Here is a 26,792-nt window from a genome sequence, read left to right as displayed (position 1 = left end):
GCGTTACCCCTTGCGCATAAGAAGCCTACATGACGTGCGTATTACAGTTGGCCGTCCGCTGTGGACAACCGGCCTATCCCTTTACCGCGCCCGCCGTCATCGAGCCGCTGATCTGGCGGTACATGACGAGGCCGAGCAGGAGCGGGGGCAGGGCGCCGACGATCATCACCGCGGAGGCGACGCCCCATTGCACCCCGCCGCCGCTCGCGGCGAAGAAGAAGGAGGCGCCGACGGTGATCGGCACGGCCTTGGAGGTCGTCAGCATCAGGCCGAAGAGGAATTCGTTCCAGGCGGTGATGAAGCCGAAGATGAGACTCGTCACGATGGCCGGGCGGCAGACGGGCGCGAGAATCGTCACGAGGATCTGGAAGCGGCTTGCCCCGTCCACCAGCGCCGCCTCGTCCAGCTCCTCCGGCACGTCGTTGATGGCGTTGACGAGGATGACCAGCACCAGCGGCAGGTTGACGATGGTGAGGATGAGGCCGAGGCCGATGAGCGTATCGAGCAGCGCCAGCCACTGGAACATCATGTAGAGCGGAATGGCGAAGATGATCAGCGGCACGGCGCGCAGGTTGACGATCAGCGGCAGGAGCGTGCGCTCGCCGAGCTTGCCGCGGGCGATGGCATAGGCGGCCGGCAGCGCCAGCACGACCGCAAGCCCGGTCCCGATCAGCGAGACGGCGAGGCTGTTGAAGAGATAGAGGAAGATGTTGAGCCGGTCGCTGACGGTGAAGACCGTTGCATAGTTCTCCAGCGTCGGCGCCTTGATCCAGAGGCCGGGATTGGCGGAAAGCTCCCGCGCGCTCTTGAACGAGGTGACGAGCGTCACGAGGATCGGGAAATTGAGGGCGAAGGCGGCAAGGGCGAACACCGCCCAGCGGAGCGCTCGGATCATCGGCCTTTTCCTTTGCGGCGGGCGGCATAGGCATTGAGGCCGTAGAGCACCACGAAGGACGCGGCGAAGAGGATCACCGAAGCGGCGACCGCCTTGCCGATCGCGCCCTGCTTGAAGAAGGCCTCGTAGATATAGATCGACAGCGAGGCGGTCGCTCCGCCCGGTCCGCTGCCGGTCAGCACATAGACGTTGTCGAAGACGCGGAAGCCGTCGATGAAGCGGATGAGGAGCGCAACGGCGATGGTCGGCATCATCAGCGGCAGTTCGATATCGCGCAGGCGCTGGAAGGGGCTGGCGCCGTCGAGCGTCGCCGCCTCGGTCACCTCCACGGGGATCGCCTGATAGGCCATGTAGAAGAGCAGGAGCGCGAAGGGCGTCCATTGCAGCGTCTCGATGGCGACGAGCGTCCAGAATGCCGAATCGACGCCGAGGAAGGAGATGCTGGCCCCGAAATAGGCCCAGAGATAATAGGGCACCGGGCCGACGAATTCGTGCAGCACGAGCCGGTACATGAGGCCGACGAGGGCAGGGGCCACCATCAGCGGCATCATCAGGATCGCCAGCAGCCAGCTTCGCTTCTCGATGAGCGGGGAAAGGAAGATGGCGAGGAACAGGCCGAGCGCGCATTCCAGCAAAGCGGTGAGCAGGCCGAAGCGCAGGGAGAACCACGTCGCCCGCCAGAAGGCCCCGTCCGTGGCGACCGCGACGAAATTGCCGAAGCCGGAAAGCGTCGGCTGGCGCAGCGTCTCGAAGGTGACGTCGGAGACGGAATAGATCAGGTTGACGACGGCCGGGAAGCCGAGGAACAGGAGGAGAAAGGCGACGAGCGGCGTCGCCAGCATCCGGAAGGCAGGAGCCTCGATCTGTCTTCTCGTCGTCGCCATCGTGTCCTCTTCGCGATAGTCGGGCCAAGACCCCCTCTGCCTGCCGGCCACCTTCTCCCCGCAGGCGGAGAGAAGGGATATGCCGCGCCGGTTTGCCCAAGCAATAACGGTTCGTGGGCCACGTCCCCTCTCCCCGCTTGCGGGGAGAGGGTTAGGGTGAGGGGCCAATCTGTGGCCTACTGCTTCAGCAATTCCCCCATGCCCTTCTCGGTATTGGCAAGGGCATCGTCGAGCGACTGCTGGCCGGACCAGTAGCCGGTGAACTCCTTGGCCTGGAGCTCATAGACCGAGAGCGCCTTGGCAGAGGTGCCGCCGGTCATGACGTAACCGTACTTGCCGGCGAATTCGCCGAGCTTGACGAGGTCGGGCCGCTCCTTGGCGACCTCGGCCACCACTTCGGGCGTCAGGGCCGGTGCGCCGTTGTTCCGGGCGTAGACCAGCGCGGCTTCCTTGGAGGAGAGCCACTTCAGGAACTTCACTGCACCGTCCTTGTGCTCGGCATTCTTGTTGAGGCCGAAGCCGAGGCCGTGGATATGGGTGAAGCGGCCGGCCGGGCCGGACGGCGGGGCGACGGTGTCGGTGACTTCCGCGACGGTCGGCGACTTCTCCTTGCTGGTGAGGTCGCTTGCCGCGGCGTTCCATTGCAGCATCGCCGCCACCTGGCCGGAGGCGAAGGCGGCATTGGCTTCCGCGAATTCGTAGGAGAGCGAATCGCGCGGCGTCGCGCCGTTGTCGTAGAGCAGCTTGTAGATTTCGAGGCCCTTGCGGTAGGCGTCGGAATTGACCGTGATCTTGCCGCTCTCGTCCATCCAGTCGCCGCCATAGGCGCGCGGCACGGACTGCCAGACCATGATGTTGAAGAGGAGGTTCTTCAGCTGGAGCACGGTGCCGTAGCGCGTCGGGCTATCCGGATTGACCGCCTGGGTGAAATAGAGCGCAGTCGCGGCATAGTCGTCCCAGGTCCATTCGTCCGGCATCTTCGGCTCGAGCTTCTTGCCGAGCAGTTTTTCGGAGATCTCGCCGTATTTCGCCCTGGCCGCATCGTCCTTCATCAGCGCGTCGATGAGGTCCGTGCGGTAGTACATGAAATGCGCGGAAAGGTCGGTCGGGACGCCGTACTGCTGGTTCTGGTACTGCATGGTGGCGAGAACCGCGTCGCCATAGACGGCTTTCGCGTCGTCGGAAAGCTGGATCGGCTCCATGAAGGGCGCATAGCGGCCGATGGAATAGGTCGCGAGCAGGTTGACGTCGAAGGCCTTCGAGCCGGCGGCAAGGTCGGCCTGCAGCTTGTCCCAGAAGCCGTCGCGGTTGAAGAACAGCAGCTCGACCTTGTCGGCATCCGCCGTGTCGGACTTGGCGTTGTAGGCATCGGCGGCGGCGCGCAGCGCCACTTCCTCCGGGCCGCCCGGCCAGCCGAGCACCGTGACCTCGGCCATAGCGGGGCCTGCCAGCAGGCCGAGCGCGCAGGCGGCATAAAGTGCCTGTTTCATCTTCGCATAGATCATTGTCCGTTCTCCCTCATGGTTGCCGGGCGACGTTGCGCCAGGTCTGCGATGCCGATGACTCCCGCATTTTCCGCAAGAGCGGCGGTATGAAGCGAAGGCTTGAGGCGCGACGGCACGCTGTCGAGCGCCCGCTCCATCGCCGAAAGATAGCCTTCCGCAAGCCCGATGCTGCCGCCGATGACGATGCGGCGTGGATCGAGCGCGAGCTGCACGTTGCGGCAGAGATTGGCCGCCTGCCGGGCCGAGGCCTCGACGATGCCCTTCGCCCAGCCTTCTCCCGCATGCGCGGCGGCGAAGACCTCGCGGGCCGTGGCATCCGGCGCGTGCGTGGCCGCCTGCGCGGCGATCCAGCGGCCGGAGACGCGATCCTCCAGCGTCTCGCCCGGATGGTCGAGGTCGCGGAACTGGCCGAAATGGCCGCCGAGCCCGCCGAGAAGCCGCCCGCCGGTGACGATGCCGCCGCCGATGCCGGTGGAGATGGTGAGGAACACCATGTCCTCACGCCCGCCAGCGCCGAAGGCATATTCGCCCCAGGCAGCGGCCTGCGCATCGTTGGCGGCGAAGACCGGCGCATCCGTGAAGCGGGCGATGGTCGCGACCAGAGGAAATCCGTCGGGAATATTAAGCGTCTTGCGGTTCAGCGCCGACCAGTGGCCATCGTCGACAATGCCGGTGACGGCAACGCCGACCGCATCATAACGGCCCCGCCAGCCTTCGATCGCGGCAAAGAGCGCGGCGAACCAGTGGACCGGATCGCCATCGGCCGGCGTCGGCAGGCGCAGGGTGTCGAGAACGCTTGTGCCGCGCACCAGCGCCGCCAGCATCTTCGTGCCGCCGACATCGATTGCGAGGATGGCGTCCGGCGCGGCCATGGTTCAGGCCCCGCTCGCCTGCGCATCGTCGAGCGCGCTGCGGAACCAGGAGGTGACATGTTCCGGCCGGGTGATGGCCGAGCCGACGACCACGGCATAGGCACCGGCCGCATGGGCCTTCACCGCATGGTCGGTCGTGCGCACGCAGCCTTCGGCGATGACATAGGGCGTCAGCGCCCGCATGCCGCGCATCAATGCGAAGTCCGGCTCCGTGGGTTCGACCAGGCCAGTATAGCCGGCAAGCGTCGAGCCGACGATCTCCGCGCCCTCGGAAAGCGCCCGCTCGGCATCGGCAAGGATGGAGCAGTCGGCCATGGCGACCTTGCCGGCCGCGTGGATGCGCTCAATCAGCGCGCGGGTGGAGACGGGGCGCACCCGGTCGGTGGCGTCATAGGCGATGATATCCGCGCCGGCAGAAGCCAGCGCCTCGACATCCTCGATGAAGGGGGTGATTCGGACGGGCGAATCGTCGAGGTCACGCTTGACGAGGCCGATGATCGGCCGGTCCGTCGCGGCGCGGACGGCCCGCACATAGTTGGCGGATTCGATGCGCAATGCGATGGCGCCGCCATCAAGCGCGGCGAGCGCGAAGCCCACCACCATGGCCGCATTGTCCATGGCGCCGCCCTTGACCGGCTGGCAGGAGACGATCAGGCCGTTTTCGAGCTGACTGAAATCGAATGGCACCCGCATCCTCCCGGCTTCGCCGCACGTTCGCCCTGTCCTTGCGATCAGGACGGGTCGACGGTAGCAGGATGAAACCGGAATGCAACAGGAATTAAACTGGTATTATCGCGTCAGTTCGATGACGAAGTCGTAGACGTCGCCGCGATACTTCGTCTGGGTGAACTCGACGATCTGGTCGTCGGCGAGGAAGCAGCGGCGTTCCATGGTCAGAAGGCTGGTGCCTTCGGGCGTTACGAGCAGCCGGCGTTCCTCCTCCGTCGCCGGCTTTGCCTGCATGCGCTGCATGGCGCGCACGGGCATGGCGCCATGGGCGGCGAGATATTCGTAGAGCGAGGCGCCGATGGCGTCCGGGTCGGGAACGAAGCGGGCGGGCAGCGTCGCGGTCTCGATGGCGATCGGCATGGTATCGGCCGTGCGCAGGCGCCTGAGCCGCACGACCTTCTCATGGCCGGGAATGCCGAGCGCCATCATCTCGGCGGGCGAGGGGCGGCTGATCTCCCGGGAAATCCAGACGCAGCCGGGTTCCAGCCCGCGCGAGCGCATGTCCTCCGAAAAGCTCGTCATCGTCGCGAGCGACTTTTCGAGGCGGGAGGAAACGACGGTCTTCGCCCCTTGCCGACGGTCGAGCAGGCCGTCGGAAACGAGGTTGTCGATGGCCTTGCGCACCGTGACGCGCGAAAGGCCGAGGCCGGTGCTGAGGTCCCGCTCGCTGGGGATCACCGCGCCGCGCTTCAGCACGGATTCATCGATGGCGGTCTTCAGCGCACGCCCGAGCTGGCGATAGAGCGGCTCGCCGCTCGCAAGGGAAACGAGCCCGGCCAGAAATTGAAGGGTCGCCTGATCGCTCATGAGGGCACCTGTCGTGACGGGCTTCCCTTATGCAATATTTTTCGCCGGTGTTGAACTGGTATTATTCCGACCTCATCCAGCGTTTTCACTATTGACGGAAGAAGCCTACCGCATCTCTTCGACGAAGGGGCAGGCGGCTCGCCTGATCAGCGGATTTCGCGTGCCAATGCCTGCAGGCGCTTGAAGGCATCGTAGCGCTTGGCGTGAAGGGCCTCGGTTTCTCCTGTCGCCGGCAGGTAGCTGCGGTCGGTGGCCGAAAGGGCCGCCATCGCCGAGCGCACGTCGGGGAATGCCGCGCCGGCGACGCTGCCGAGAATGGCCGCGCCGAGCAGCACGGGCTCCTCCGACCGCGTGGCGAGCAGCGGCTTGCCGGTCGCATCGGCCAGAAGCTGGCGCACGAGATCGAGCTGGCCCGCGCCCCCGCTGATGACGATCTTCTCGACCGGCGCTCCGGCCGCGGCCTGGGCGTCGATGATCTGGCGCAAGCCGTAGCCGATGCCGCAGAGACCGGCGACATAGAGCGCGACGAGATTGTCGATACCGCGCTCCATCCCGAGGCCGACGATGGCGGCGCGGGCATGGGGATCGGCGAAGGGCGCGCGATTGCCGAGGAATTCCGGAACCACATGCAGCCCATCCGCCAGACCGGCGACGCCGGAAAGCGTTTCCGCCTTCTCGGCGGCAAGCTCCGCCAGCAGGACAGGCAGGGAGAGGCCACGTGTCTTGGCGAGCGCAGACGCTTCGCCCGCCGCCGGGTGGAAGGACAGAAGCTGCTCGATGGCAGCGCCCGCCGCGGACTGTCCGCCCTCGTTGAGCCACATGCCCGGCACCATGGCCGAGAAATAGGGCCCCCAGACGCCCGGCACGAAGACCGGCTCGTGGGTGGAGGTCATGGTGCAGGAGGAAGTGCCGAAGACATAGCCGAGGCTGTTTTCCGGCGGGCCGTCGACGCCCACCGTGCCGATGCCGCCCGCATGGGCATCGATCATGCCCGCGCCGACCGGCGTGCCGGCGGCAAGGCCGAGTTCCGCCGCCGCGCGTTCGGTGAGCCCCGCGCCGACCGGCGTGCCGGGCTCGACGACGGTCCGGCCGATACGGGCGAAATCCTCCTCGGCGAGCACGCCGAGGCCGATGGCGTGGAAATAGCTCGGGTCCCAGCGCTTCTCATGCGCCAGATACGTCCATTTGCAGGTGACCGTGCAGGTGGAACGGGCAAGATCGCCCGTCGCGCGCCAGGTCAGGAAATCCGCAAGGTCGAAGAACTGCCAGGCCGCATCGAAGACGTGGGGGCGGTTTTCCTTGAGCCAGAGCAGCTTCGGCGTCTCCATCTCGGGCGAGATGCGCCCGCCGACATAGCGCAGAACCGCGTGACCCGTCGCATTGATGCGCTCGACCTGCTCGACCGCGCGGTGGTCCATCCACACGATGATGTCGCGTTCCGGATCCTCCGACGGGCCGACGGGCAGGGGCGTGCCGTCCTTGCCGAGAACGACCAGCGAGCATGTCGCATCGAAGCCGATGCCGGCGCAGTCTTCCGGCGAAACGCCGGCCTTGACAACCGCCTCGCGCACCGATGCGCAGACGGCGGCCCAGATCTCGGTGCTCGACTGCTCGACCATCGCGCCCGGCTCCCGGAAGAGCGAGATGTCGCGCTTGCCGGAGGCCAGCATGCGGCCGGAAAGGTCGAAGAGGCCGGCCCTGGCGCTGCCCGTTCCGACATCGACGCCGACGAGGTAGCGTGCGCCGCCTGCGGGGCGTGCGAGGGAAGTGTTGCTCATGGGGTCTACCGCCTGCATTCGGGAATATGTCCGGCGAGCGGCCTCGTGCCGCCCGCCGTTTTCGTCAAAGGTCCACGCTGTTCGGCAGGATCACGAGGTCGCGGATCGTGACGTTGCGCGGGCGCGTCAGCATGAAGAGCACGGCGTCGGCCACTTCCTTCGGCTGCATCAGGCTGCCGTTGGCGAGCGCCTCGTCCATCTTCTCCTTCGGCCAGTCGTCGAGAAGGGCCGTGACCACAGGGCCGGGCAGGACCGCGCCGACGCGCACGCCATGCTGCGCCACCTGCCGGCGGGTCGAATGCACGAAGGCCTGCACGGCGAATTTCGAGGCCGTATAGATCGGCTCCCAGACGACGGGCACGACGCCGGCGATCGATGAGGTGAAGAGGATGTCGCCCGTCTTCTTTTCGATCATGTAGGGCAGCACCGCGTGGACCGAGCGGAAGGCGGCGTTGATGTTGAGGTTCAGCATGCGATCCCAGGCATCCGGGTCGCCCTCGGCCACCGGGCCGCCGATATAGGCGCCGGCATTGGCGTGGAAGACGTCGAGGCCTCCCGCGATGTCCAGGATGCGCGGAAGCATCCCGGAGACGTCGGACGGCTTCAAGAGGTCGACGACGAGGGGCAGGGCGTTCGGGCCGAGCTCCCTGCAGAGTTGTTCCAGCTTGTCTTGCGCGCGGTCGACGAGCACCACCTTCGCGCCTTCGGCGATCAGGGTGCGGGCGCATTCGAGGCCGATGCCGGAAGCGGCACCCGTGATGGCGGCGATCTTGCCCTTCATGAGGTCAGCCATTTCTGAAAACTCCATTCCGATAATGTTATGCGCGGCCGTGGCTGACGCGGGAGCGACGGGCGAGCGAGTCGACGATGACCGCGATGGCCAGGACCCCGCCCGTGATCATGTAGCGCAGCGAGGACGAAAGGTTGAGCAGCGTCAGGCCGTTCGAGATCGCCTGGATGACGATGATGCCGAGAAGGGCCGAATAGGCGCTGCCGCGGCCGCCGAAGAGGCTGGTGCCGCCGATGACCGCCGCTGCGATGGCGTTGAGGTTGACGTCGCCGGTACCGGCCTGCTGGCTGGAGGAGGCGAGGCGCGAGGCAGAAAGGATGCCGCCCAGCGCCGCCAACGTCGAGCAGAGCACGAAGGCGCTCATGTAGATGCGGCGCACATTGATGCCCGAGCGGCGCGCGGCTTCCTTGTTGCCGCCGACGGCGAACATGGAGCGGCCCCATTTGGTGCGTGTCAGTGCATAGTTGAGGACGATGGCGAGCGCGACGAAGAGGGCGAACATCCACGGAATGCCGCGGCCGAGGTTAAGGTAGAAGACGGCTGCTTCCAGAAGGACCGTCAGCAGGACGGCCTTGAGGATCAGGGCGCGCATCGGCTGGGCGGAAAGGTTCGCGGCCAGACGCTGGGTGCGGGTCCGAAGGCCCCGGGCGATCATGACGAGGCCGGGCGCGAGCGCCAGCGTGTAGGACAGCCAGTCGGGCATGATCAGGATCTGGCCGAAGCGCACCAGCGAGGAGGCATAGGGCAGGTTGATCGAGCCGGTCGGGCCGAGGATGTAGAGCTGCATGCCGAGCAGCGCGAGAAGGCCGGCGAGCGTGGCGACGAAGCTCGGCATGCCGAGGCGGTTGTAGAGCGTCGCATAGAGAAGGCCGACGCCCGCGCCGACGACGAGGGCCGCGAGGATCGCCCCGACGATGGGCCAGCCCTGGTTGACCCAGAGGACGCCGACCATGGCGGAGGCAAGCCCGCTCATCGAGCCGACCGAAAGGTCGATCTCGCCGAGCACCAAGACGCAGACGATGCCGAGCGAGATGACGCCGACCGTGGCGCAGTCGAACAGCAGGTTCACCAGATTGTTCGGCGCAAGGAAGATCGGGTTGAGCGCCGAGAAGACGGCGGAGATGACCACGAGGCCGACGGCGACCGGCAGCATGCCGAGGTCGCCGGAACGGACCCGGTCGATGAAGCCTTTCGCCATGGCGGCGAGACTGTCGTCGTGGCGCACGCGCTCGTCACTGCGGTCGAGCAGCGGCTGGGCATTGGAAGGGTTCTGGCTCATGCGGCGCCCCCATGGGTTTCCTGGACGTGTCCGGCCTTGCGATCGGCGCGGCGCGAAACGGAATTGTCGGTCGCGCCGGTGATGGCGGAAACGAGTTCCTGATTGGAGGAATCGGGCGTAAAGACCCCGTTGTTGCGCCCGAGGCGCAGCACGACGATGCGGTCGGCGACGGCGCGCACGTCCTCCATGTTGTGGCTGATGATGATGACGCCAAGGCCGCGGTCGCGCACGCGCTCGATGAGGTTCAGCACCTCGGCCGTCTGCGCCACACCGAGGGCGGCCGTCGGCTCGTCGAGCATGATGAGCTTGGGATTGAGCAGCAGCGAGCGGGCGATGGCTACGGTCTGCCGCTGGCCGCCGGAAAGCGAGGCGATGGGCTCGCGGACGGATGGGATGCGTGCGGCAAGCTCGCGCAGCAGCGTCCAGGCGCGAACTTCCATTGCCACTTCGTCGAGCGCCCAGGGCGACATCTCGTGGCCGAGGAAAAGGTTCGCGACGACGTCGAGGTTCTCGCAGAGGGCAAGATCCTGGAACACGGTGGCGATTCCCATGTCGAGGGCCTTGGCGGGACTGTCGAGCGTCACCTGCTGGCCGCAGAACTCGACCGTGCCGGAGGAGGGCTGGTGCACGCCGGCGAGCACCTTGACCAGCGTCGACTTGCCGGCGCCGTTGTCGCCGACGAGTGCGACGACTTCGCCGGCCTGCACGTCGAGCTCGATATCCGTGAGTGCGGACACGGCCCCGAAATTCTTGGAAACGCCGCGAAGGCGAAGCACCGGCTCTCCCTTGGCGGGAGCATCTTGTAGCGTGGCTGTCATGGCCGCAGGAACCTTTGATCTCTTGACCGTCGACGTGCCCGGCCGGCAAGGCGGCCGGGCACGATCAATGCCGTTAGTTGATGATGCCGAGTTTGCGGCAACCTTCAACATATTCGCCGGTGCAGACTTCGTCCGGCTTGTTGATCCCCTTGTCGAAGATCTCGGCCTTGATGTTCTCGGCCGTCACCACGGCCGGAACGAAGAGCTGCGAAGGCGTTTCGTAGAGCTTGTGGGTGGCTTCCGGCATCTCGCCCTTGAGGAGCTTGACGGCGACGTTGGCCGCGGCGGCAGCGACGATCTCCGATGGCTTGGAGATCGTGTTGTACTGGTCGCCCGAGATGATGAGCTGGAGCGCGGCGATCGTCGCGTCGTTGCCCGTCACCGGCGGCATTTCCTTGACGCCGGCGGCCTTCAGCGCCGCGATGGCGCCGCCGCCCGTACCGTCGTTTGCCGCGACGATGCCCTTGATCTCATCGCCGAAGCGGGTGATCTGGCCGGCTGCCCATTCCTGCGCCTTCGGCGGCGCCCATTCCGGCGTGTCGAATTCGGCAAGCGTCTTGTAGGGCGAGGCGGAGAGCGCCTCATGGATGCCGTCGCGGATGAGGCCGGCGGCCGCGTCCGTCGGCGAGCCGTTGATTTCGAGCACGCCGGCGCCGTCCGGAACGCCCTTGGCCTTCAGGTGGTCGACCAGCGACTGGGCGATGGCCTTGCCGATGCCCTGGTTGTCGAAGGAAACATAGTAGTCGGCCGGCTTGTCCGGGATCGGACGGTCATAGGCGATGACCTTGACGTCCTGCGACTGGGCGATCTCGACGAGGGCGGCGGCAGCGGCGGAATCGACCGGGTCGAGAACGATGACCTTGGCGCCCTGGGCGATGACCGAGTTGAACTGCTGCTGCTGGAGCGCGACGTCGGCATTGGCGTTCTGGTAGATCACCGTGCAGCTCGCGCACAGCTTCTCCATCTCCGCCTTGAAGCCCGGATAGTCATGCTGTTCATAGCGGGTCGAGGCCTGGTCGGGCATCAGGAAGGCGACGGTGGCGTTTGCCTGGGCAAGGGCGGCGCTGCCGAGCGACAGGGCAAGGCCGGTCGAGGCGAGCAGATAGGTAAGCGTCTTCATTGGGTTCCTCCACGGTTGATTTTTCGCAGTCGTATGCGCCGGCGACCTCAAGCCGCCAAGGGCGACAGCGCCCGACCGCCCCACGCACCATAAGCGCGCAAGTCATCGTTCGCTGCGGCGATGCCGCAGCGTCCGGCTGGTCGATGCTCCGTCTGACTCCTCCCTTGGGTCAGCCTTGCTGTTCAGGCAACTTCATCGATGGAGCAGCTTTGCTCAATCGATGAAGCAAGAATTGCCACCAATCCCCATTGGTGTCAAGGTGGCCCGCGAAACGGAGATGAAATGTGACTCGGACGAGCCCGCCGAAAAGGACCACGATCTACGATCTCGCGGAACTGGCGGGGACCTCCGCAAGTGCCGTCAGCGCCGTCTTGAACGGTAACTGGAAGAAGCGGCGCATCAGCGCGAAACTCGCCGAGAAGATCACCAAGCTCGCCGAGGAGCAGGGCTATGCGCTCAACATGCAGGCGAGCGTGCTGCGCCGGGAACGCTCCAAGATCATCGGTATGATCGTGCCCAAATACGACAACCGCTATTTCGGCTCCATCGTCGAGCAGTTCGAGGCGCTGGCGCGGGAGAGGGGGCTTTTCCCGATCGTCACCTGCACAAGGCGCGATCCGGCGCTCGAGGTCGAGGCGGCGCGCGCCATGCTCTCCTACCAGGTGGATTGCCTGATCGCGACCGGCGCGACGGATCCCGACCGCATCGTCGACCTCTGCGCCGCCTCCGGTGTGCGCACCGTCAATCTCGACCTGCCGGGCTCGCGCGCGCCTTCCGTCATCTCCGACAATTATGGCGGGGCGCTGGAACTGACGCGCCGCGTGCTTGCGAATTGCGAAAGGGAATATGGCGAGAAGGCGCCGCTTCTCTTCGTCGGCGGGCGCGGCACGGACCATAATACGATCGAGCGCGTCCGCGGTTTCCGCGATGCCCATGCGCAGGCAGGCGTGACGGTCGACGAAAGCCTCATCATGACCTGCGGCTATGCGCCCGACAAGGCGGAGAAGGCGATGCGGCAGATGGCTGAAAACGCCAGCGTGCTGCCGCGTGGCATGTTCGTCAATTCGACGATCTCGCTGGAAGGCGTCATGCGCTGGATCCGCCGGTCCGGCCGCTATGCCGACGGCGTGCCGCATCTCGGCTGCTTCGACTGGGATCCCTTCGTCGCCATGCTCGGCGACCATATCGAGATGGTCCGGCAGGACGTGCCGAAAATGCTCGAAGCCGTCTTCGGCATCATCGACGCCGGCACGACCGATCCCGCCGTCATCCAGATCCCGCCGATCGTCGAGAAGATCGGCTGATCTTCGAGGGGCCAGGGGGCCACAGCGAAGCGTCCGACGTCGAGGGCGAAACCATCCGCCGATCGCATAATCAACATTATGGAACTTGAAGGCGTCAGCCCAGGAGGCCGAAGACCACGGCGCTGACGAAGAGGAAGGCGCCGGCTACGACGATGTTGTTGACGAGAATCTGCCGTTCGGCGCGACGGGACCGCCGAGTGCCGGCAGGACCGAGAGAGCCGGAAGCGGAACGGCCGCCGAGGTTTACATTGCTCATCGCCATCATCCCTTGCTTGGGAGGCCGCGTTGCGGTCTCCTCCGGGTGCGGACATTGTCATCCTGTCCGTTTCCGGGTTCCAATATAGAGTATCCCTATAAGATTGGTAGGGTATTTTTTCTCAATTTTGCCGCAATTGTAAACGGGCGTTTCATCTTTTCTCCGAGAGGCCGCCGGGCGGACAACATGACCGCCTCGCGGGTTGCGGCCGGGGTTTTTCTGGGCCATAAAACGCCTCCCACCTGTCGAGGCCAGCCGTCATTGCGAGCGTTGCGGGCCGTGCGTGATCAACCACGCCACGGTCGTTTCTTCCGCGCTCCGGCAAGCGCCCGGCATCGAACACGACAATGCGGACCGATCAAAAAGGAGAACGCATCATGGGCGCAACGGGACATCTCGGCACGGCTTGGCGCGAACGCGACTATCACCGGCAATGGCTCTGGCGGGAAGCGAACCGCCTGTTCGATTTCTTCCAGAACCGCGCCTTCAATCCGCTCGGCGGCTTCCATGAGCTCGACGTCGAGGGCCGGCCGATCAATGCCGGCAATCCGGTGCGCGGCATCCATTCCACCGCGCGCATGGTGCATTGCTTCGCCATCGGCAGCCTGCTCGGCCGTCCCGGTTCGGACGACATCGTCGACCACGGCATGAAATATCTCTGGGAGAAACATCGCGACCACGAGCGCGGCGGCTATCACTGGTCGCTCGACAATGCCGGGCTGCTCGATGCCACCAAGCAGGGCTATGGCCATGCCTTCGTACTGCTGGCCGCGTCCAGCGCGAAGGTCGCGGGCCATCCCGACGCCGACCGCATGATCGCGGATGTCACCGAGGTGCTGGAAAAGCGCTTCTGGGAGAACAGCCACGGCGCGATCGCGGAGGAATTCGAGGCGGACTGGACGCCCGTTCCCGGCTATCGCGGCCAGAATTCCAACATGCATCTCACCGAAGCCCTGATGGCCGCCTACGAGGCGACCGGCCAGAAGAGCTATCTCGACAAGGCCGAAAGCATCGCCGATCTCGTCATCCGCCGCCGCGCCGGGGAGAACGGTTTCCGCGTGCCCGAGCATTTCGACGAGAACTGGGTGCTGGACAAGGATTACCGCGGCAACGAGATGTTTCGCCCCTCCGGCACCACGCCCGGCCACTGGCTGGAATGGGCCCGCCTCGTGCTCCAGCTCCACGCCCTCGGCGGCCGCAGGCACGCCTGGATGCCGGATGCGGCCAAGGCGCTCTTCGCCCAGTCGGTCGCGCTCGGCTGGGATAAGGAAAAGAGCGGTTTCTTCTATACGCTCGACTGGAACGACGAGCCGGCCAAGCGCAACAAGCTGTGGTGGCCGATGGCCGAGGGCGTCGGCGCGGCCGCCTTCCTCTGCGAACATCTGCCGAGCGACTTCCACGAGACCTGGTATCGCAAGATCTGGGACGGGATCGCCCGCCATTTCCTCGATCAGGATCGCGGCGGCTGGCATGAGGAGCTTACGGAGGATCTCGTGCCGAGCTACACCCTGTTCGCCGGCAAGGGTGACATCTATCATGCGCTCCAGGCCTGCCTCATTCCGCTCTATCCGGCGACGGGCAGCCTGACCAAAGGCATCGTCGAGGCGGGCAGCCGCTAAGGCTTGCCGAAACATCTGTGCAATCCGGCGGGAACGGAATGCTCCTGCCGGATTGCCCAGCCATCGGGTGCGGGCGTGCCATGATCGAGATACCGGACCAGATTTCGACCCTGTGGATCGCCGCTGCGCTGGCGGCATTCCTGGCCAAACACTATCTGGCGGATTTCCTGCTTCAGACGGACTGGATGGCGGCGGGCAAGGAGCGGCCGAACGGCTGGCTGACGCCGCTTGCGGCCCATGCCGGTGTCCATGGCGCGATGACGGCGCTGCTCTTCCTCATGGTCTCCCCGCCCCTCGCCTGGCTCGGAATTGCCGATGCGCTCATTCATGGCGCCATCGACCGGCTGAAGAGCCTCGCCGCGCGGCGCCTGCAGGTGACGCCGCGGCAGGCCGGTTTCTGGTGGCTTTTCGGCGCGGACCAGAGCCTGCATCACCTCACCCATATCGGCCTTGCGATTCTCCTTGCCGCAGCGGGATCGGCCGCCTGAGCGAGAACTAGAGCATTTCCGCTTTTCTCCGAATCGCGAAAACGCTCTATCCTTTTGTTTCTACGCAATTCCGGACGCAAAACCACTGTGCACTTTTGCTGGAATTGCTCTAGGCGAGCGCTTCGCGCAGGAGAAGATCGGTCAGGGCGAAATTGTCGGCGAACCAGCGGTCGGCGGCCTGCCACATCGACGGAGTGAGCCTGATATCGTGACCGCCCCGGGCAGCGGTTGTCAGGAGGCCGGCATTGCGCGCCGCCTCCACGACCCGGCGGACATGCGTTCGCGAGACGCCGGTCTGCGTCGCAAGCCGCTGATACCCCGTCGGAAGCGTGCCATCGGCACTATGCCGCGCGCCGCGCAGCAGAAGCAGGAGGATCATGTAGCCGCAGTCGTGCTCGAAGAAGGGCGCAAGCGGCAGGTGGCGGCGGATGAGACGGCTGAGACCGGACAGATGCGGCAAGGTCGCCCGCCGCATGGCACGATGCAGCTCGCCTGAAAGCGGGCTCTCGCACCCTTCCGTCGGCGACAGGCCGAGCATGCGGAGCCCTTCGACCAGATGGCCGAGAATGGCCGTATCGCGCTCCGTGAGCGCCGTGCCCGGTATGAGCAGGCGAACCCTCCGGTCCGAGGCATGCGGTTGTTGTGTGAGGAAGCCGTATTTGCGCAGGCAGGAAACCTGCGCCTCGACGCGGTTGCGGCTGGCGACGCCCAGCTCCGTCACCTCGCGCTGGAGACGGCCGAGTGTGAGCCAGGTGGACGGCCGTTCCATATCCTGCGCAGCATGAAGGGAAAGGGCGGCGAGATAACAGAGGAACCGCCCTTCCTCCAGGATGAGCCGGTTGAAGAGATGGTTGCCCTCGTAGACGGCCAGCTTGCCGGCGATCAGCCGGTCCCTCGCCGCGGCGAAGGCCGGCGCACGCAGGAATTCGTGGGGCGGCACCCGGAAGGCCACGGCGCCGTCGTCGAAGGAAATCTGGTCCACCTCAATAATCCCGTTCCGGAACGGTGCGCCCATTCTCGTTCTTGTCGCGCCACCGGGGCCTCGAATTGACCCATTATGTTCCATGGGGTTTCAGCGGACACGGACTGTCAATTGTCATACCAGCCGCGCTAAGCATTATGAGACGGGGGGCCAAAAGAATGAGACACCGTGCCAACTCTGCGGACCGGCATGGGATCATCCAGGGAACCTTCCTCCATCGCATTCGCTTGATCAGGCAACGACGTCCATGAATCGTGAGGCGCAATGAGCCCTGCCGACAAACTGCCCTCCTACTCCGTGGTCGCGGAAGCCGGTGCGGACTGCCGCCGCAAGAGCCATCTTTTCGCCGAAACGCTCGCCCCGGTGTTCCGTACGACAGTGGAGACGCCGGAGCGGCTCGCCGATTTCCGGGCGAGCCTTTCGACCTACTTCCTGGGCCCTGCCCTACTGTTCGCCGCAGACTTGCGGGGCACGACCTATACGTTCTCGCGTGATCCCGCCCGCATCGCGCGCAGCGGCCTCGACCTCATCCACGTGCAACTGACGCTCGACGGGGGTGACCTGCGCACGACGAACGGCGAAACCGTGCCGGTCGAGGCCGGCGACATATCCATCCTCGACCTCTCGCGGCCGATGCATTCCGTCACGCGGCATTGCCGCAACCTCACCCTCGCCCTGCCGCGCCACCTGCTGTTCGCAAGGGAAGCGCAGAACGATGCGTTGCACGGCCTTCTGCTGAAGGGCACGACCAGCACGGCACGCCTGATCGCAAGCCATCTGCGCACTCTCTTCGAGAGCCTGCCGGACATCGACGAGGCGGAAGCGCCGGCGTTCGTCACGGCGACGGCGAACCTCGTCGCCAATCTGGTCGGGCCGCAGATCGCGGCGCGCAGCCAGCCGTCGCCCACCGTGCGCGGCGCGGTCATCATGGAAATCCGCCGCTATATCGAGCAGAATATCGCTCTCGCCGACCTCGGCCCCGATCACCTTTGCCGGGCGTTCGCGCTCTCGCGGGCGTCGCTCTACCGGCTGTTCGCGCCGATCGGCGGCGTCACGGACTATATCCGCGCCCGCCGCCTGCGCGCCGCCTTCGACATGCTGGCCAATGACGGCAAGCGCACCGTCGGCGAGGTCGCCTATGCCTGCGGCTTTGCCGATATCTCCGCCTTTTCCCGCGCCTTCCGCAACCAGTTCGGCATGAGCCCGAGCGAGGTGCGGGAGATGGACGGCAAGAGCCCCCTTGCCCGCGGTTCGCTGGACAAGCAGGCGGCCGCCTCGGTGCACGATTGGCTGCGCATCGTCGGTTCGCTGTAACCATCTTGCCGTTTGACACTTGGAATCACATCAACCAATATGTGATCACATTTCAGCAATACCTGCGGGAGAACGGGATGGAGAGGGCGAACCTGGAGGCGCGCGCCCGCGCGCTCATCGAGGCGGAGGAAGAGGTCTTTCGCGCAAGGCGGCCGCGCTCGGCCGCGGCGCATGACGAGGCGGCATCGGGCTTCTTCGACGGCGTGCCGCAGCACTGGATGCTCGACTGGCCGGCCCCCTTCCCCGTTATCGTCGACCGCGCAAGCGGCGCCGAACTCGTGGATATCGACGGCAACCGCATCGTCGACGTCTGCCTCGGCGATACCGGCGCCATGTTCGGCCACGGCCCCGCCCCGGTGCTGGAAGCGCTGAAGAATGCCGGAACGCGGGGTCTGACGACCATGCTGCCCTCCTCGGACGCCGGGATCGTCGGCCGGCTGCTGGTGGAGCGTTTCGGCCTGCCGCGCTGGCAGCTCGGCGCCACCGCCAGCGACGCCAACCGCTTTGCGATCCGTGTCGCGCGCGCCGTGACCGGCCGGGCGAAGCTGCTGGTCTTCGACGGCTGCTATCACGGCGCCGTGGACGAGACGCTGGTCGACCTCGTCGACGGCCGGACCGTTTCGCGCCGCAACCTCCTCGGCCAGGTCCGCGATCTCGGCGAACTCACCGTCTCCATTCCCTTCAACGACGAGGCGGCGCTCGAAAAGGCGCTTGCCGGGCATGACATCGCCTGTGTCCTCGCCGAGCCGGTCATGACGAATTGCGGCATGATCCCCCCTGCCCCCGGTTTTCACGATGCCCTGCGCCGCCTTACGCGCGAGGCCGGAACGCTGCTCCTCATCGACGAGACGCACACCATCTCCACCGGGCTTGGCGGCTATAGCCGCGTGCATGGCCTCGAACCCGACCTGATGGTCATGGGCAAGCCCATCGGCGGCGGCGTTCCCGTCAGCGTCTGGGGCATGACCGAGGCGATCTCCGACAGGCTGCACGTCATCCGCCGCGAGCAGAGCGGCCACGGCCATTCCGGCATCGGCACCACGCTTTCCGGCAGCGCCCTGCAACTCGCCTGCCTGCGCGCCTGCCTCGAACATGTCATGACGGAAGATGCCTACCGCATCATGCAGGCCCGCGCCGACCGCATCGAGGCCGGCTTCAAGGCCGCGATCGCCGATGCCGGCCTCGGCTGGACGGTTTCGCGCGTCGGTGCGCGGCTGGAGGTCGTGTTCTCGCCCGTACCGGTGCGCAACGCTGCCGAGGCCCGCGCCGCCGCTTCCGACACGATCGAGGCCGCGCTGCATCTTTCGATGCTCAATCTCGGTTACCTGCTGACGCCGTTCCACAACATGGTGCTCGTCAGCCCCGCCCTTTCGGAACAGCAGGCGGACGGTCTGGTCGAGGCCTTCGCGATCGTTCTCGGCCGCCTTGCCGAGCGGAGGGCCGCCGCGTGAGCCGCGACCTTGCCGCCCGCCCGCCGGAAGCCGCGGATATCGCCGAAGCCGAGGCCTTCCTTGCCGCGCACCCGGAAATCACCGCCTTCGATCTAGTGCTGATCGACCTCAACGGCATTGCCCGCGGCAAGATCATAAGGCGGCACGAGCTGCTGCCGATCTTCCGTTCCGGCCGGCACCTGCCCGGCTCGATTCTCGGCCTCGACGTCACGGGCGAGGATGTGGAGGAAACCGGCCTCGTCTGGTCGGACGGCGATGCGGACCGGCGTGCCTGGCCAGTCGCGGGCTCGCTCGTGCCCCTGCCCTGGACCTCCCCGCCGCGCGGGGAAGTACGCCTCGCCCTCTTCGAGCTGGACGGCACCCCGATGGCGGCCGACCCGCGCCATGCGCTCGCCCGCCAGGTGAAGCTGCTCGAAGCGGACGGCTTCCATCCGGTCCTCGCCTATGAGCTGGAATTCTACCTGCTCGACCGTGAGCGGACGGCCGGCGGCGATTTTCAGCCGCTCCGCCTGCCGCTTTCCGGGGAGCGGCCGGAGGGCATCCAGGTCTACGGCGTCACCGAGCTCGACCGTCTGGAACCCTTCATCGATGCGGTCTATCGCGGCGCGGAAGCGCAGGGTCTGCCCGTCGAGACCATGATCTCGGAATATGCGCAGGGCCAGTTCGAGCTGACGCTGCGCCATGGCAGCGCGCTGCGCGCCGCCGATGACCTCGCCATGCTGAAGCGTCTCCTGCGCGGCCTTGCCGTGCGCCATGGCATGATGGCCTGTTTCATGGCCAAGCCCTTTTCCGGCCGCGCCGGCTCCGGCATGCACGTCCATGCGAGCCTTGCGGATGCGGGCAGTAACAACCTCTTCGCCGACCGGAACGAGGCGCTTTCACCCCTCCTGAAGCAGGCCGTCGCGGGGCTTCTGGAGACGATGCAGGAATCCATGCTCGTCTTCGCGCCGCATCTCAACTCCTGGCGACGTTTCTCCGCCCAGAGCTATGCGCCGACGACGCCGACCTGGGGCACCAACAACCGCAGCGTCGCCGTCCGCATTCCCGCAGGCGCGCCCGCCGGCCGTCATCTCGAACAGCGCGCCGCGGGCATCGACTCCAATCCCTATCTCGTCGGCGCGACGGTGCTCGCCGGCATGCGCCGTGGCATTCTCGCAAAGGCCGATCCCGGCCCCGAAACCACCGCCTATGCAGAAGCGGGAGGCGACGAGCTGCCGCCCGACTGGCGCAGCGCCATCGAGACAGCCACCCGCTCGGCCTTCCTCAAGGAAGCGCTCGGCGAGCGGCTGCACCACGTCTTCCTCGCCCTCAAGCGCGCCGAATACCGCCGCTTCGCGGCGGAAATCACCGCGCTCGAACGCACGCTCTACGGCGAGGTCGTCTGACCATGAAAACCTTCTACACCGCCGACCATCACCTGCATCACAGCGGCATGGAGGTATCCTTCGGCCGCATCGTGGAAACCTTCGAAAAGCCGGAGCGCGCCGAAATCGTGCTTCGGCGCGTCAGGGAAGTCGGGCTCGGCCCGGTTCTGGAGCCAGCCGCCTACGACCGGGCGGCCATCGAGCGCATCCATACACCGGACTATCTCGATTTCCTGCAGAACGTCTTTGCCGAATGGCGGGCGGCGGGCCGCGACGGCGAGGTCTGGCCCTATAGCTGGCGTCATCGGTCCATGCCGATGACCGACGCTCCACCGTCGGGCCTCGATGCCCGGCTTTCCTACTATTCCTTCGACATGGCCGGCTCGATCACCGAGACGACCTGGCAGGCGGCAAAGCGCGCCGCCGATACGGCGCTCGCCGGGGCCGATGCCGTGCTTGCCGGCGAGCGGACCGCCTTTTCGCTCTGCCGTCCGCCCGGCCATCATGCGGGCCGGGATTTCTTCGGCGGCTACTGCTACCTCAACAACGCCGCCATCGCCGCCCAGCGCTTCCTCGACAACGGCCATGCCCGCGTCGCGATCTTCGATGTCGATTACCATCACGGCAACGGCACGCAGGAAATCTTCTACGACCGCGACGACGTGCTGCTCGCGAGCCTGCACGGCGATCCGGATTTCGAATTCCCCTTCCACCTCGGCTACGCCCGCGAGCGCGGCGCCGGAAAGGGCGAAGGCCATAACCTCAACTATCCCCTGCCCGCCGGTACGGCCTGGCCGGAATGGCTGGCCGCCTTCGAGGACGCGCATGCAAGGATCCGCACCTACGCCCCGATCGCCCTCGTCATCTCGCTCGGCGTCGATACGTTCAAGGATGACCCGATCTCGCAGTTCAGGCTGGAGAGCGAACACTTTTCCACCATCGGCCGCCGCATCGCCGATTTCGGCCTGCCGACGCTTTTCGTGATGGAAGGCGGCTATGCGGTGGAGGCGCTGGGCGTGAACGCGGTGAACGTGCTGCAGGGCTTCGAGGAGGTGTGAGGCTCCTTACACGTCCCTGAGCAGGTTCTCCCGCGAGAGGTTCCTGATATCGCGTTCGCCGCACAGGGCCATCGTGACGTCGAGTTCCTTGTGGATGATCTCCAGCGCCCGACGCACGCCGGCCTTGCCGCCGGCGCCGAGGCCGTAGAGGAAGGGGCGGCCGATATAGGTGCCCCTGGCGCCGTAGCAAACGGCCTTGAGGACATCCTGGCCTGAGCGGATGCCGCCGTCGAGATGGACTTCCATCCTGTCGCCGACGGCATCGACGATGCGCGGCAGCATGCTGATCGAGGAAGCCGCGCCGTCGAGCTGGCGGCCGCCATGGTTGGAGACGATGATCGCATCCGCGCCGCTGCCGAGCGACATGCGGGCGTCCTCCTCGTCAAGGATGCCCTTGAGGATGAGCTTGCCGCCCCAGCGTTCGCGGATCCATTCGATGTCCTTCCACGAGAGCTGCGGATCGAACTGTTCCGTGGTCCAGGAGGAAAGCGAGGAAAGGTCCGTGACGCCCTTGGCGTGACCGAGGATGTTGCCGAAGGTGCGGCGCTTCGTGCCGAGCATGTCGAGGCACCAGAAGGGCCGCGTCGCCATCTGCCAGAGATGCTTCGGCGTGAAACGCGGCGGGGCGGAAAGGCCGTTGCGTACATCCTTGTGGCGCTGGCCGAGAATCTGGAGGTCGAGCGTCAGCACGAGGGCCGAGCAGCCCGCCGCCTTCGCACGGTCGATGAGATTATGGACGAAATCCTTGTCCTGCATCACGTAGAGCTGGAACCAGAAGGGCTTCGTGGTGACGGAGCGCACGTCCTCGATCGAGCAGATGCTCATGGTGGAGAGCGTGAAGGGAACGCCGAATTCCTCGGCAGCCTGGGCGGCGAGCATCTCGCCGTCGGCATGCTGCATGCCGGTAAGGCCGGTCGGCGCGAGGGCGACGGGCATGGAGACCTTCTCGCCGATCATCTCGCTTGCCAGCGAGCGGTCGCTCATGTCGACCAGCACGCGCTGGCGCAGCTTCACCTTGTGGAAGTCGTCCTCGTTGGCGCGGTAGGTACCCTCCGTCCAGGCTCCGGAATCGGCATAGTCGAAGAACATCTTCGGCACGCGGCGGCGCGCCCGTTCCTTGAGGTCTGCGATCGTCAGGGCCTGTTCCACGCTCATATCGTCCTCGCTCGCGCTTGCGGTCCGCAACCTTTTACGGGCAGGCACTGTGGCTCGCAATGGATTCCTGCGGGTTTGCCGTGCAAAGAAAAAACCCTCCCGGCCGCAACCGGGAGGGTGGAAAGACAGGCCGAAGGCGGCTTATTTCGCGGCGTAGAACTTCGCCATGTCAGGAAGGCGCTTGACGCGAATGCTGGAAGCCTTGCCGGCGGTGCGGAAGGCCTCGAAGCGCTCCTTGCAGACGTCCGTCATGCGGGCGGTCGCCGGCTTCAGATAGGTGCGCGGGTCGAAATTGTCGGGCTTTTCCTTGAAGTTCTTGCGGATCGTGCCGGTCATGGCGAGGCGCAGGTCCGTATCGATATTGACCTTGCGCACGCCGAGCGGGATCGCCTTCTGGATTTCGGCGACGGGAACGCCCCAGGTCTGCTTCATCTCGCCGCCATAGGCGGTGAAAAGGTCCTGCAGGTCCTGCGGAACCGAGGACGAGCCGTGCATGACGAGATGCGTGTTCGGCAGCTTCGCATGAATCTTCGCGATCGTCTCGATGGAGAGGATGTCGCCGTCCGGCGCGCGGGTGAACTTGTAGGCGCCGTGGCTGGTGCCGATGGCGACGGCGAGCGCGTCGACGCCGGTCCTGGAAACGAAGTCGAGCGCCTGGTCCGGGTCGGTCAGCAGCTCCTCGCGGGACAGCTTGCCCTCGAAGCCGTGGCCGTCCTCCTTGTCGCCGGCGCCCGTTTCAAGGTTGCCGAGACATCCAAGCTCGCCCTCGACCGAGACGCCGGCCGCATGGGCGATCTTCACCACTTCCGCCGTCACGTCGATATTGTATTCGTAGCTGGCGACGGTCTTGCCGTCGGCGAGCAGCGAGCCGTCCATCATGACGGAGGTGAAGCCGTTGGTGATGGCCGAGATGCAGGTCGACGGCTGGTCGCCGTGGTCGAGATGCAGACATACCGGGATATGCGGATATTCCTCGGCGGCGCCGAGGATGAGGTGACGCAGGAAGGCATCGCCCGCATAGGCGCGCGCACCGCGGCTCGCCTGCAGGATCACCGGGGAGTCCGTAGCATCCGCCGCGCGCATGACCGCCTGGATATATTCCAGGTTGTTGACGTTGAATGCGGGCAGTGCGTAGTCGTTCTCCGCTGCGTGATCGAGCAGTTGCCGCATGGTGATCAATGCCATTCCTGTCCTCCTTGGATGCAGATTTCGTCGGTCGGGCGGCACTATTCACAGATCGTCCGCCATATGCAACAGGCCCCGCGAACCCCGTCATGGGCCAAATCGATTAAATGCGATGGCGGAATAAGATTTCCCGTGGACACGGTAAAAATCCGGCCCGCGTAAGCGGACCGGACCCGGAAAATCCATCCATTTCAAATAAGTAGGACAATTGCCCGGCAGCCGGGCAATCGCCACGTGGCGGAAAGTTATTCGTCGTCGCCGCTTTCCGGCTGCTGGAAGCCGTTGCGCTCGCCGGTGACGATCTCGCGCTTTCCGACATGGTTGGCGGGGCCGACGAGGCCTTCCTTCTCCATGCGCTCGACGAGGGACGCGGCACGGTTGTAGCCGACGGCAAGACGGCGCTGGATGTAGGAGGTCGAGCACTTGCGGTCGCGCATGACGACCTTGACGGCCTTCTCGTAGAGGTCGTCGCCGTCCTCGGCCGCGATGTCGCCCTTGTCGAAGACGGCGCCGCCGGCAGCCGGCTTCTCGTCCTCTTCTTCCTCTTCATCCGCCGTCACCGTCTCCAGATATTCCGGACGGCCCTGGGCCTTCAGGTGCAGCACGACCTTCTCGACCTCCTCGTCGGAGACGAAGGGACCGTGGACGCGGGAAATGCGCCCGCCGCCGGCCATGTGCAGCATGTCGCCCTGGCCGAGGAGCTGTTCGGCCCCCTGCTCGCCGAGGATGGTGCGGCTGTCGATCTTCGAGGTCACCTGGAAGGAAATGCGCGTCGGGAAGTTCGCCTTGATCGTACCGGTAATGACGTCGACCGAGGGGCGCTGCGTCGCCATGATCAGGTGGATGCCGGCGGCGCGCGCCATCTGGGCGAGCCGCTGGATCGCGCCTTCGATCTCCTTGCCGGCGACCATCATCAGGTCGGCCATCTCGTCGACGATGACGACGATATAGGGCATCGGCTCGAGCGAGAGTTCCTGATCCTCGTTGATCGCCTCGCCGGTTCCCTTGTCGAAGCCGGTCTGGACGCTGATCGTGATCGTCTCACCCTTGTCGCGGGCGGCGGCGACGCGGTTGTTGTAGCCGTCGATATTGCGCACGCCGAGGCGCGACATCTTGCGATAACGGTCCTCCATCTCGCGCACCGCCCATTTCAGCGCCATGACGGCCTTCTTGGGATCGGTGACGACGGGGGTCAGGAGGTGCGGGATGCCGTCATAGATCGACAGTTCCAGCATCTTCGGGTCGACCATGATCAGGCGGCATTCTTCCGGGCGGAACCGGTAGAGCAGCGAGAGGATCATCGTGTTGATGGCGACCGACTTGCCCGAGCCGGTGGTGCCGGCGACGAGCAGGTGCGGCATCTTCGCAAGCTCGGCGATGACGGGTTCGCCGCCGATGGTCTTGCCGAGGCAGATCGGCAGCTTGAAGCCGGTCTTGGCGAAGTCCGCGGAATCGATCATTTCGCGGAAATAGACGGTCTCGCGCGTGGCGTTCGGCAATTCGATGCCGATGACGTTGCGGCCGGGCACCACGGCGACACGGGCCGAGAGCGCCGACATGGAACGGGCGATGTCGTCGGCAAGGCCGATGACGCGCGAGGACTTGACGCCCGGGGCCGGCTCGAATTCGTAGAGCGTGACGACCGGGCCGGGGCGGACATGGATGATCTCGCCGCGCACGCCGAAGTCTTCCAACACGCTTTCGAGAAGGCCGGCATTCTGCTCCAGTTGCTCCTGCGTCAGCACGAAGCCGACGGTACGCGGCGGTTCCTGCAGGAGGTCGCGCGGCGGGTATTCATAGGTATCGGCGGTCGGCGTCGCGAGCGTGACCTGGAACGGCCGGGCGCGCGAAAGCACCGACGAGGGCGTTTCGCGAACGGGTTCGACGACCGCGGCGGGCGTAACGGCCACGGGGGCCGGCCTTGCCTCGACGAGGGCCGGAACGGCTTCCACCGTCTCGATGACCGGCGCGGCTTCGGCGACCACCGGCTCGGCCTTGATTTCGGGAACGGCAACGGTCTCGACGGCCATCTGACGCGTCACGGCCGGCCGGCAATCGACGACGCGGTAGAGGGAGGCGACGGAGACCGGCTCCTCACGCGGCGTTTCGACCGGGCGGGCCGGCATCGTGGCGACAGGCGCCGGCGTCGGCAACGTCATGCGCACGACGGACACCGCCGGACGCGCCGGGGCGATGGAAACGCTCTCCTCGGGAACCATGGTTTCCCAGAAGGCATGGTCGGAAAGATGGGCGAAACGGCTGATCGCCTCCTGCACGCTCGCCTTCGCGGCCGGCCGGGCGGACGTGAATGCGGGGGCCTGTGCCGGCACGGCGGGCTTGTAGACGACGGCGGCATCGGCCGGAACGGCATTCTGGCGGGCCGCGATGACGGCCTGGACAAACTGCGGAACGGGATCGGCCGCGGCGGCGGTTGCCGGGGCCTGCTGCTCCTCGAAGCGGCGGCGGCGTTCTTCCAGCGCTTCGCGCAGGCGCAGCAGGAGCTCGGCCTGCGTCAGCTGCGGCTGGGTCTGCGGAGCCGGAGCGGCTTCGGGCTGCGGGTTCTGGGACTGAGAAACCGGGAACTGGGGAACTGGGGACTGCTGCACCTGGGACGTCTCTGCTTGCATTTCTGTGGGAGCCGGCTGGACGGGCTCTTCGATGATCGGCTCGGCTTTGGTGACCTCCTCGGCGGCCGCCTCCTCGATCCGGACGGCGACCTTGTCGGGCGTGCGCGTGAAGCGGACATTCGGCGCCAGATAGAAGTGGCTCTCCCATGTCCCGTCGGCATATTGGCCGGGATCGTAGCTGCGCAGGGCCGGCGAGCGGAAGCGCGGCCGGTAGTGGTCGTCGTTGGCGACCGGCTCGCTTTCGCCATGCCACGCCTCCTCTTCCGGAGGCGTCTCGGTCACGGCGTTGTTTTCATATGGATAATGCGACGACGCATCGTCGTTTTCCCCTTCGGTCTCGAGGACGGGATAGAAGTTTGTTCTGGAAATACGCATGAACCTGAAATCTCGACGATCATTGCCGATGGGGATGCGTAGATGGTTAGGAAATGAAGGTTAACAATGTCTTTGGAGAGCGGCAGAATCTGTTTGCATTCCCGCGCCGAGGCACCTTCCGCCATTGCTCCGGAGGG

The 26,792-nt window shown here is 65.9% G+C and carries 23 protein-coding genes; 7 read left to right on the top strand and 16 right to left on the bottom strand.

All coding sequences use genetic code 11. The features are described 5' to 3' along the window. Positions 1–73 precede the first annotated feature (73 nt). From ACZ48C_RS19405 to ACZ48C_RS19355, 11 genes are all read right to left on the bottom strand, one after another. Positions 74–895 carry a carbohydrate ABC transporter permease gene (locus tag ACZ48C_RS19405; RefSeq protein ID WP_119255748.1) on the bottom strand — a complete coding sequence of 274 codons (822 nt, stop codon included), beginning with the start codon at positions 893–895 and terminating at the stop codon, positions 74–76. Beyond that, positions 892–1,779 carry a carbohydrate ABC transporter permease gene (locus tag ACZ48C_RS19400; protein ID WP_464783722.1) on the bottom strand — a complete coding sequence of 296 codons (888 nt, stop codon included), beginning with the start codon at positions 1,777–1,779 and terminating at the stop codon, positions 892–894. Before ACZ48C_RS19400 ends, ACZ48C_RS19405 begins: the two co-directional genes overlap by 4 nt. A 176-nt stretch (positions 1,780–1,955) precedes the next feature. Further along, positions 1,956–3,284, bottom strand: coding sequence for an extracellular solute-binding protein (locus tag ACZ48C_RS19395; protein ID WP_464783721.1), 1,329 nt, complete (start codon positions 3,282–3,284; stop codon positions 1,956–1,958). Further along, positions 3,281–4,156: an ROK family protein gene (locus tag ACZ48C_RS19390; RefSeq protein WP_464783720.1), complete on the bottom strand. Its 876-nt coding sequence runs from the start codon at positions 4,154–4,156 to the stop codon at positions 3,281–3,283. Before ACZ48C_RS19390 ends, ACZ48C_RS19395 begins: the two co-directional genes overlap by 4 nt. Positions 4,157–4,159: 3 nt before the next feature. Further along, positions 4,160–4,843 (bottom strand): N-acetylmannosamine-6-phosphate 2-epimerase, encoded by a 684-nt coding sequence (locus ACZ48C_RS19385; RefSeq protein ID WP_464783719.1) that lies wholly within the window; start codon positions 4,841–4,843, stop codon positions 4,160–4,162. A 102-nt stretch (positions 4,844–4,945) separates the two neighbouring features. Beyond that, positions 4,946–5,692 carry a GntR family transcriptional regulator gene (locus ACZ48C_RS19380; RefSeq protein WP_454631297.1) on the bottom strand — a complete coding sequence of 249 codons (747 nt, stop codon included), beginning with the start codon at positions 5,690–5,692 and terminating at the stop codon, positions 4,946–4,948. 146 nt (positions 5,693–5,838) lie between these two features. Then, on the bottom strand, positions 5,839–7,470 hold the full coding sequence (locus tag ACZ48C_RS19375) for an FGGY-family carbohydrate kinase (protein ID WP_464783718.1): 1,632 nt from the start codon (positions 7,468–7,470) through the stop codon (positions 5,839–5,841). Positions 7,471–7,534: 64 nt separating this feature from the next. Next, positions 7,535–8,263, bottom strand: coding sequence for an SDR family oxidoreductase (locus ACZ48C_RS19370; RefSeq protein ID WP_464783717.1), 729 nt, complete (start codon positions 8,261–8,263; stop codon positions 7,535–7,537). Between the two features lie 25 nt (positions 8,264–8,288). Next, the gene (locus tag ACZ48C_RS19365; RefSeq protein ID WP_464783716.1) at positions 8,289–9,539 is read right to left on the bottom strand and encodes a sugar ABC transporter permease; all 1,251 of its coding nucleotides are present in this window, start codon (positions 9,537–9,539) and stop codon (positions 8,289–8,291) included. Beyond that, the gene (locus tag ACZ48C_RS19360; protein ID WP_119255756.1) at positions 9,536–10,357 is read right to left on the bottom strand and encodes an ATP-binding cassette domain-containing protein; all 822 of its coding nucleotides are present in this window, start codon (positions 10,355–10,357) and stop codon (positions 9,536–9,538) included. The genes ACZ48C_RS19365 and ACZ48C_RS19360 overlap by 4 nt, the downstream gene beginning before the upstream one ends. A gap of 73 nt (positions 10,358–10,430) precedes the next feature. Beyond that, entirely contained in the window at positions 10,431–11,477 is a 1,047-nt protein-coding gene (locus tag ACZ48C_RS19355) for an ABC transporter substrate-binding protein (RefSeq protein WP_464783715.1), read from the bottom strand. Positions 11,478–11,761: 284 nt separating this feature from the next. On the opposite strand from ACZ48C_RS19355, the gene ACZ48C_RS19350 reads away from it, so the two are divergent. After that, positions 11,762–12,781: a LacI family DNA-binding transcriptional regulator gene (locus tag ACZ48C_RS19350; RefSeq protein ID WP_463619736.1), complete on the top strand. Its 1,020-nt coding sequence runs from the start codon at positions 11,762–11,764 to the stop codon at positions 12,779–12,781. Positions 12,782–12,875: 94 nt separating this feature from the next. Here ACZ48C_RS19350 and ACZ48C_RS19345 read toward each other — a convergent pair whose 3' ends face one another. After that, a complete protein-coding gene (locus tag ACZ48C_RS19345; protein ID WP_313195425.1) occupies positions 12,876–13,037 on the bottom strand; it encodes a hypothetical protein in 162 nt (53 codons plus the stop codon). A gap of 377 nt (positions 13,038–13,414) precedes the next feature. Between ACZ48C_RS19345 and ACZ48C_RS19340 the strand changes: the two genes are divergently transcribed. Together ACZ48C_RS19340 and ACZ48C_RS19335 are read left to right on the top strand one after the other, a co-directional pair. Beyond that, positions 13,415–14,656 carry an AGE family epimerase/isomerase gene (locus tag ACZ48C_RS19340; RefSeq protein WP_464783714.1) on the top strand — a complete coding sequence of 414 codons (1,242 nt, stop codon included), beginning with the start codon at positions 13,415–13,417 and terminating at the stop codon, positions 14,654–14,656. Positions 14,657–14,736: 80 nt separating this feature from the next. Further along, positions 14,737–15,144, top strand: coding sequence for a DUF3307 domain-containing protein (locus ACZ48C_RS19335; protein ID WP_464783713.1), 408 nt, complete (start codon positions 14,737–14,739; stop codon positions 15,142–15,144). Positions 15,145–15,253: 109 nt separating this feature from the next. Here the strand turns inward: ACZ48C_RS19335 and ACZ48C_RS19330 are convergent, their stop codons facing one another. Continuing rightward, positions 15,254–16,126: a hypothetical protein gene (locus tag ACZ48C_RS19330; protein WP_464783712.1), complete on the bottom strand. Its 873-nt coding sequence runs from the start codon at positions 16,124–16,126 to the stop codon at positions 15,254–15,256. A gap of 264 nt (positions 16,127–16,390) precedes the next feature. Between ACZ48C_RS19330 and ACZ48C_RS19325 the strand changes: the two genes are divergently transcribed. From ACZ48C_RS19325 to ACZ48C_RS19310, 4 genes are all read left to right on the top strand, one after another. Then, on the top strand, positions 16,391–17,440 hold the full coding sequence (locus ACZ48C_RS19325) for a helix-turn-helix domain-containing protein (RefSeq protein WP_464783711.1): 1,050 nt from the start codon (positions 16,391–16,393) through the stop codon (positions 17,438–17,440). 77 nt (positions 17,441–17,517) lie between these two features. Then, a complete protein-coding gene (locus tag ACZ48C_RS19320; protein ID WP_464783710.1) occupies positions 17,518–18,891 on the top strand; it encodes a transaminase in 1,374 nt (457 codons plus the stop codon). Then, positions 18,888–20,276 (top strand): glutamine synthetase family protein, encoded by a 1,389-nt coding sequence (locus ACZ48C_RS19315; RefSeq protein WP_464783709.1) that lies wholly within the window; start codon positions 18,888–18,890, stop codon positions 20,274–20,276. The genes ACZ48C_RS19320 and ACZ48C_RS19315 overlap by 4 nt, the downstream gene beginning before the upstream one ends. A gap of 2 nt (positions 20,277–20,278) precedes the next feature. Continuing rightward, the gene (locus tag ACZ48C_RS19310) at positions 20,279–21,313 is read left to right on the top strand and encodes a histone deacetylase family protein (protein ID WP_464783708.1); all 1,035 of its coding nucleotides are present in this window, start codon (positions 20,279–20,281) and stop codon (positions 21,311–21,313) included. A gap of 6 nt (positions 21,314–21,319) precedes the next feature. Here ACZ48C_RS19310 and ACZ48C_RS19305 read toward each other — a convergent pair whose 3' ends face one another. From ACZ48C_RS19305 to ACZ48C_RS19295, 3 genes are all read right to left on the bottom strand, one after another. Continuing rightward, complete coding sequence (locus ACZ48C_RS19305) at positions 21,320–22,462, bottom strand: alpha-hydroxy acid oxidase (RefSeq protein WP_464783958.1); 1,143 nt, start codon at positions 22,460–22,462, stop codon at positions 21,320–21,322. Positions 22,463–22,609: 147 nt separating this feature from the next. Beyond that, positions 22,610–23,653, bottom strand: coding sequence for a class II fructose-bisphosphate aldolase (fba, locus tag ACZ48C_RS19300; protein ID WP_464783707.1), 1,044 nt, complete (start codon positions 23,651–23,653; stop codon positions 22,610–22,612). A gap of 245 nt (positions 23,654–23,898) precedes the next feature. Further along, entirely contained in the window at positions 23,899–26,655 is a 2,757-nt protein-coding gene (locus tag ACZ48C_RS19295; protein WP_464783706.1) for a DNA translocase FtsK, read from the bottom strand. Between the last annotated feature and the right edge of the window lie 137 nt (positions 26,656–26,792).

This window comes from Shinella sp. 1A1 (assembly GCF_055379515.1).
This window is presented reverse-complemented; position numbering and strand designations above follow the sequence as displayed.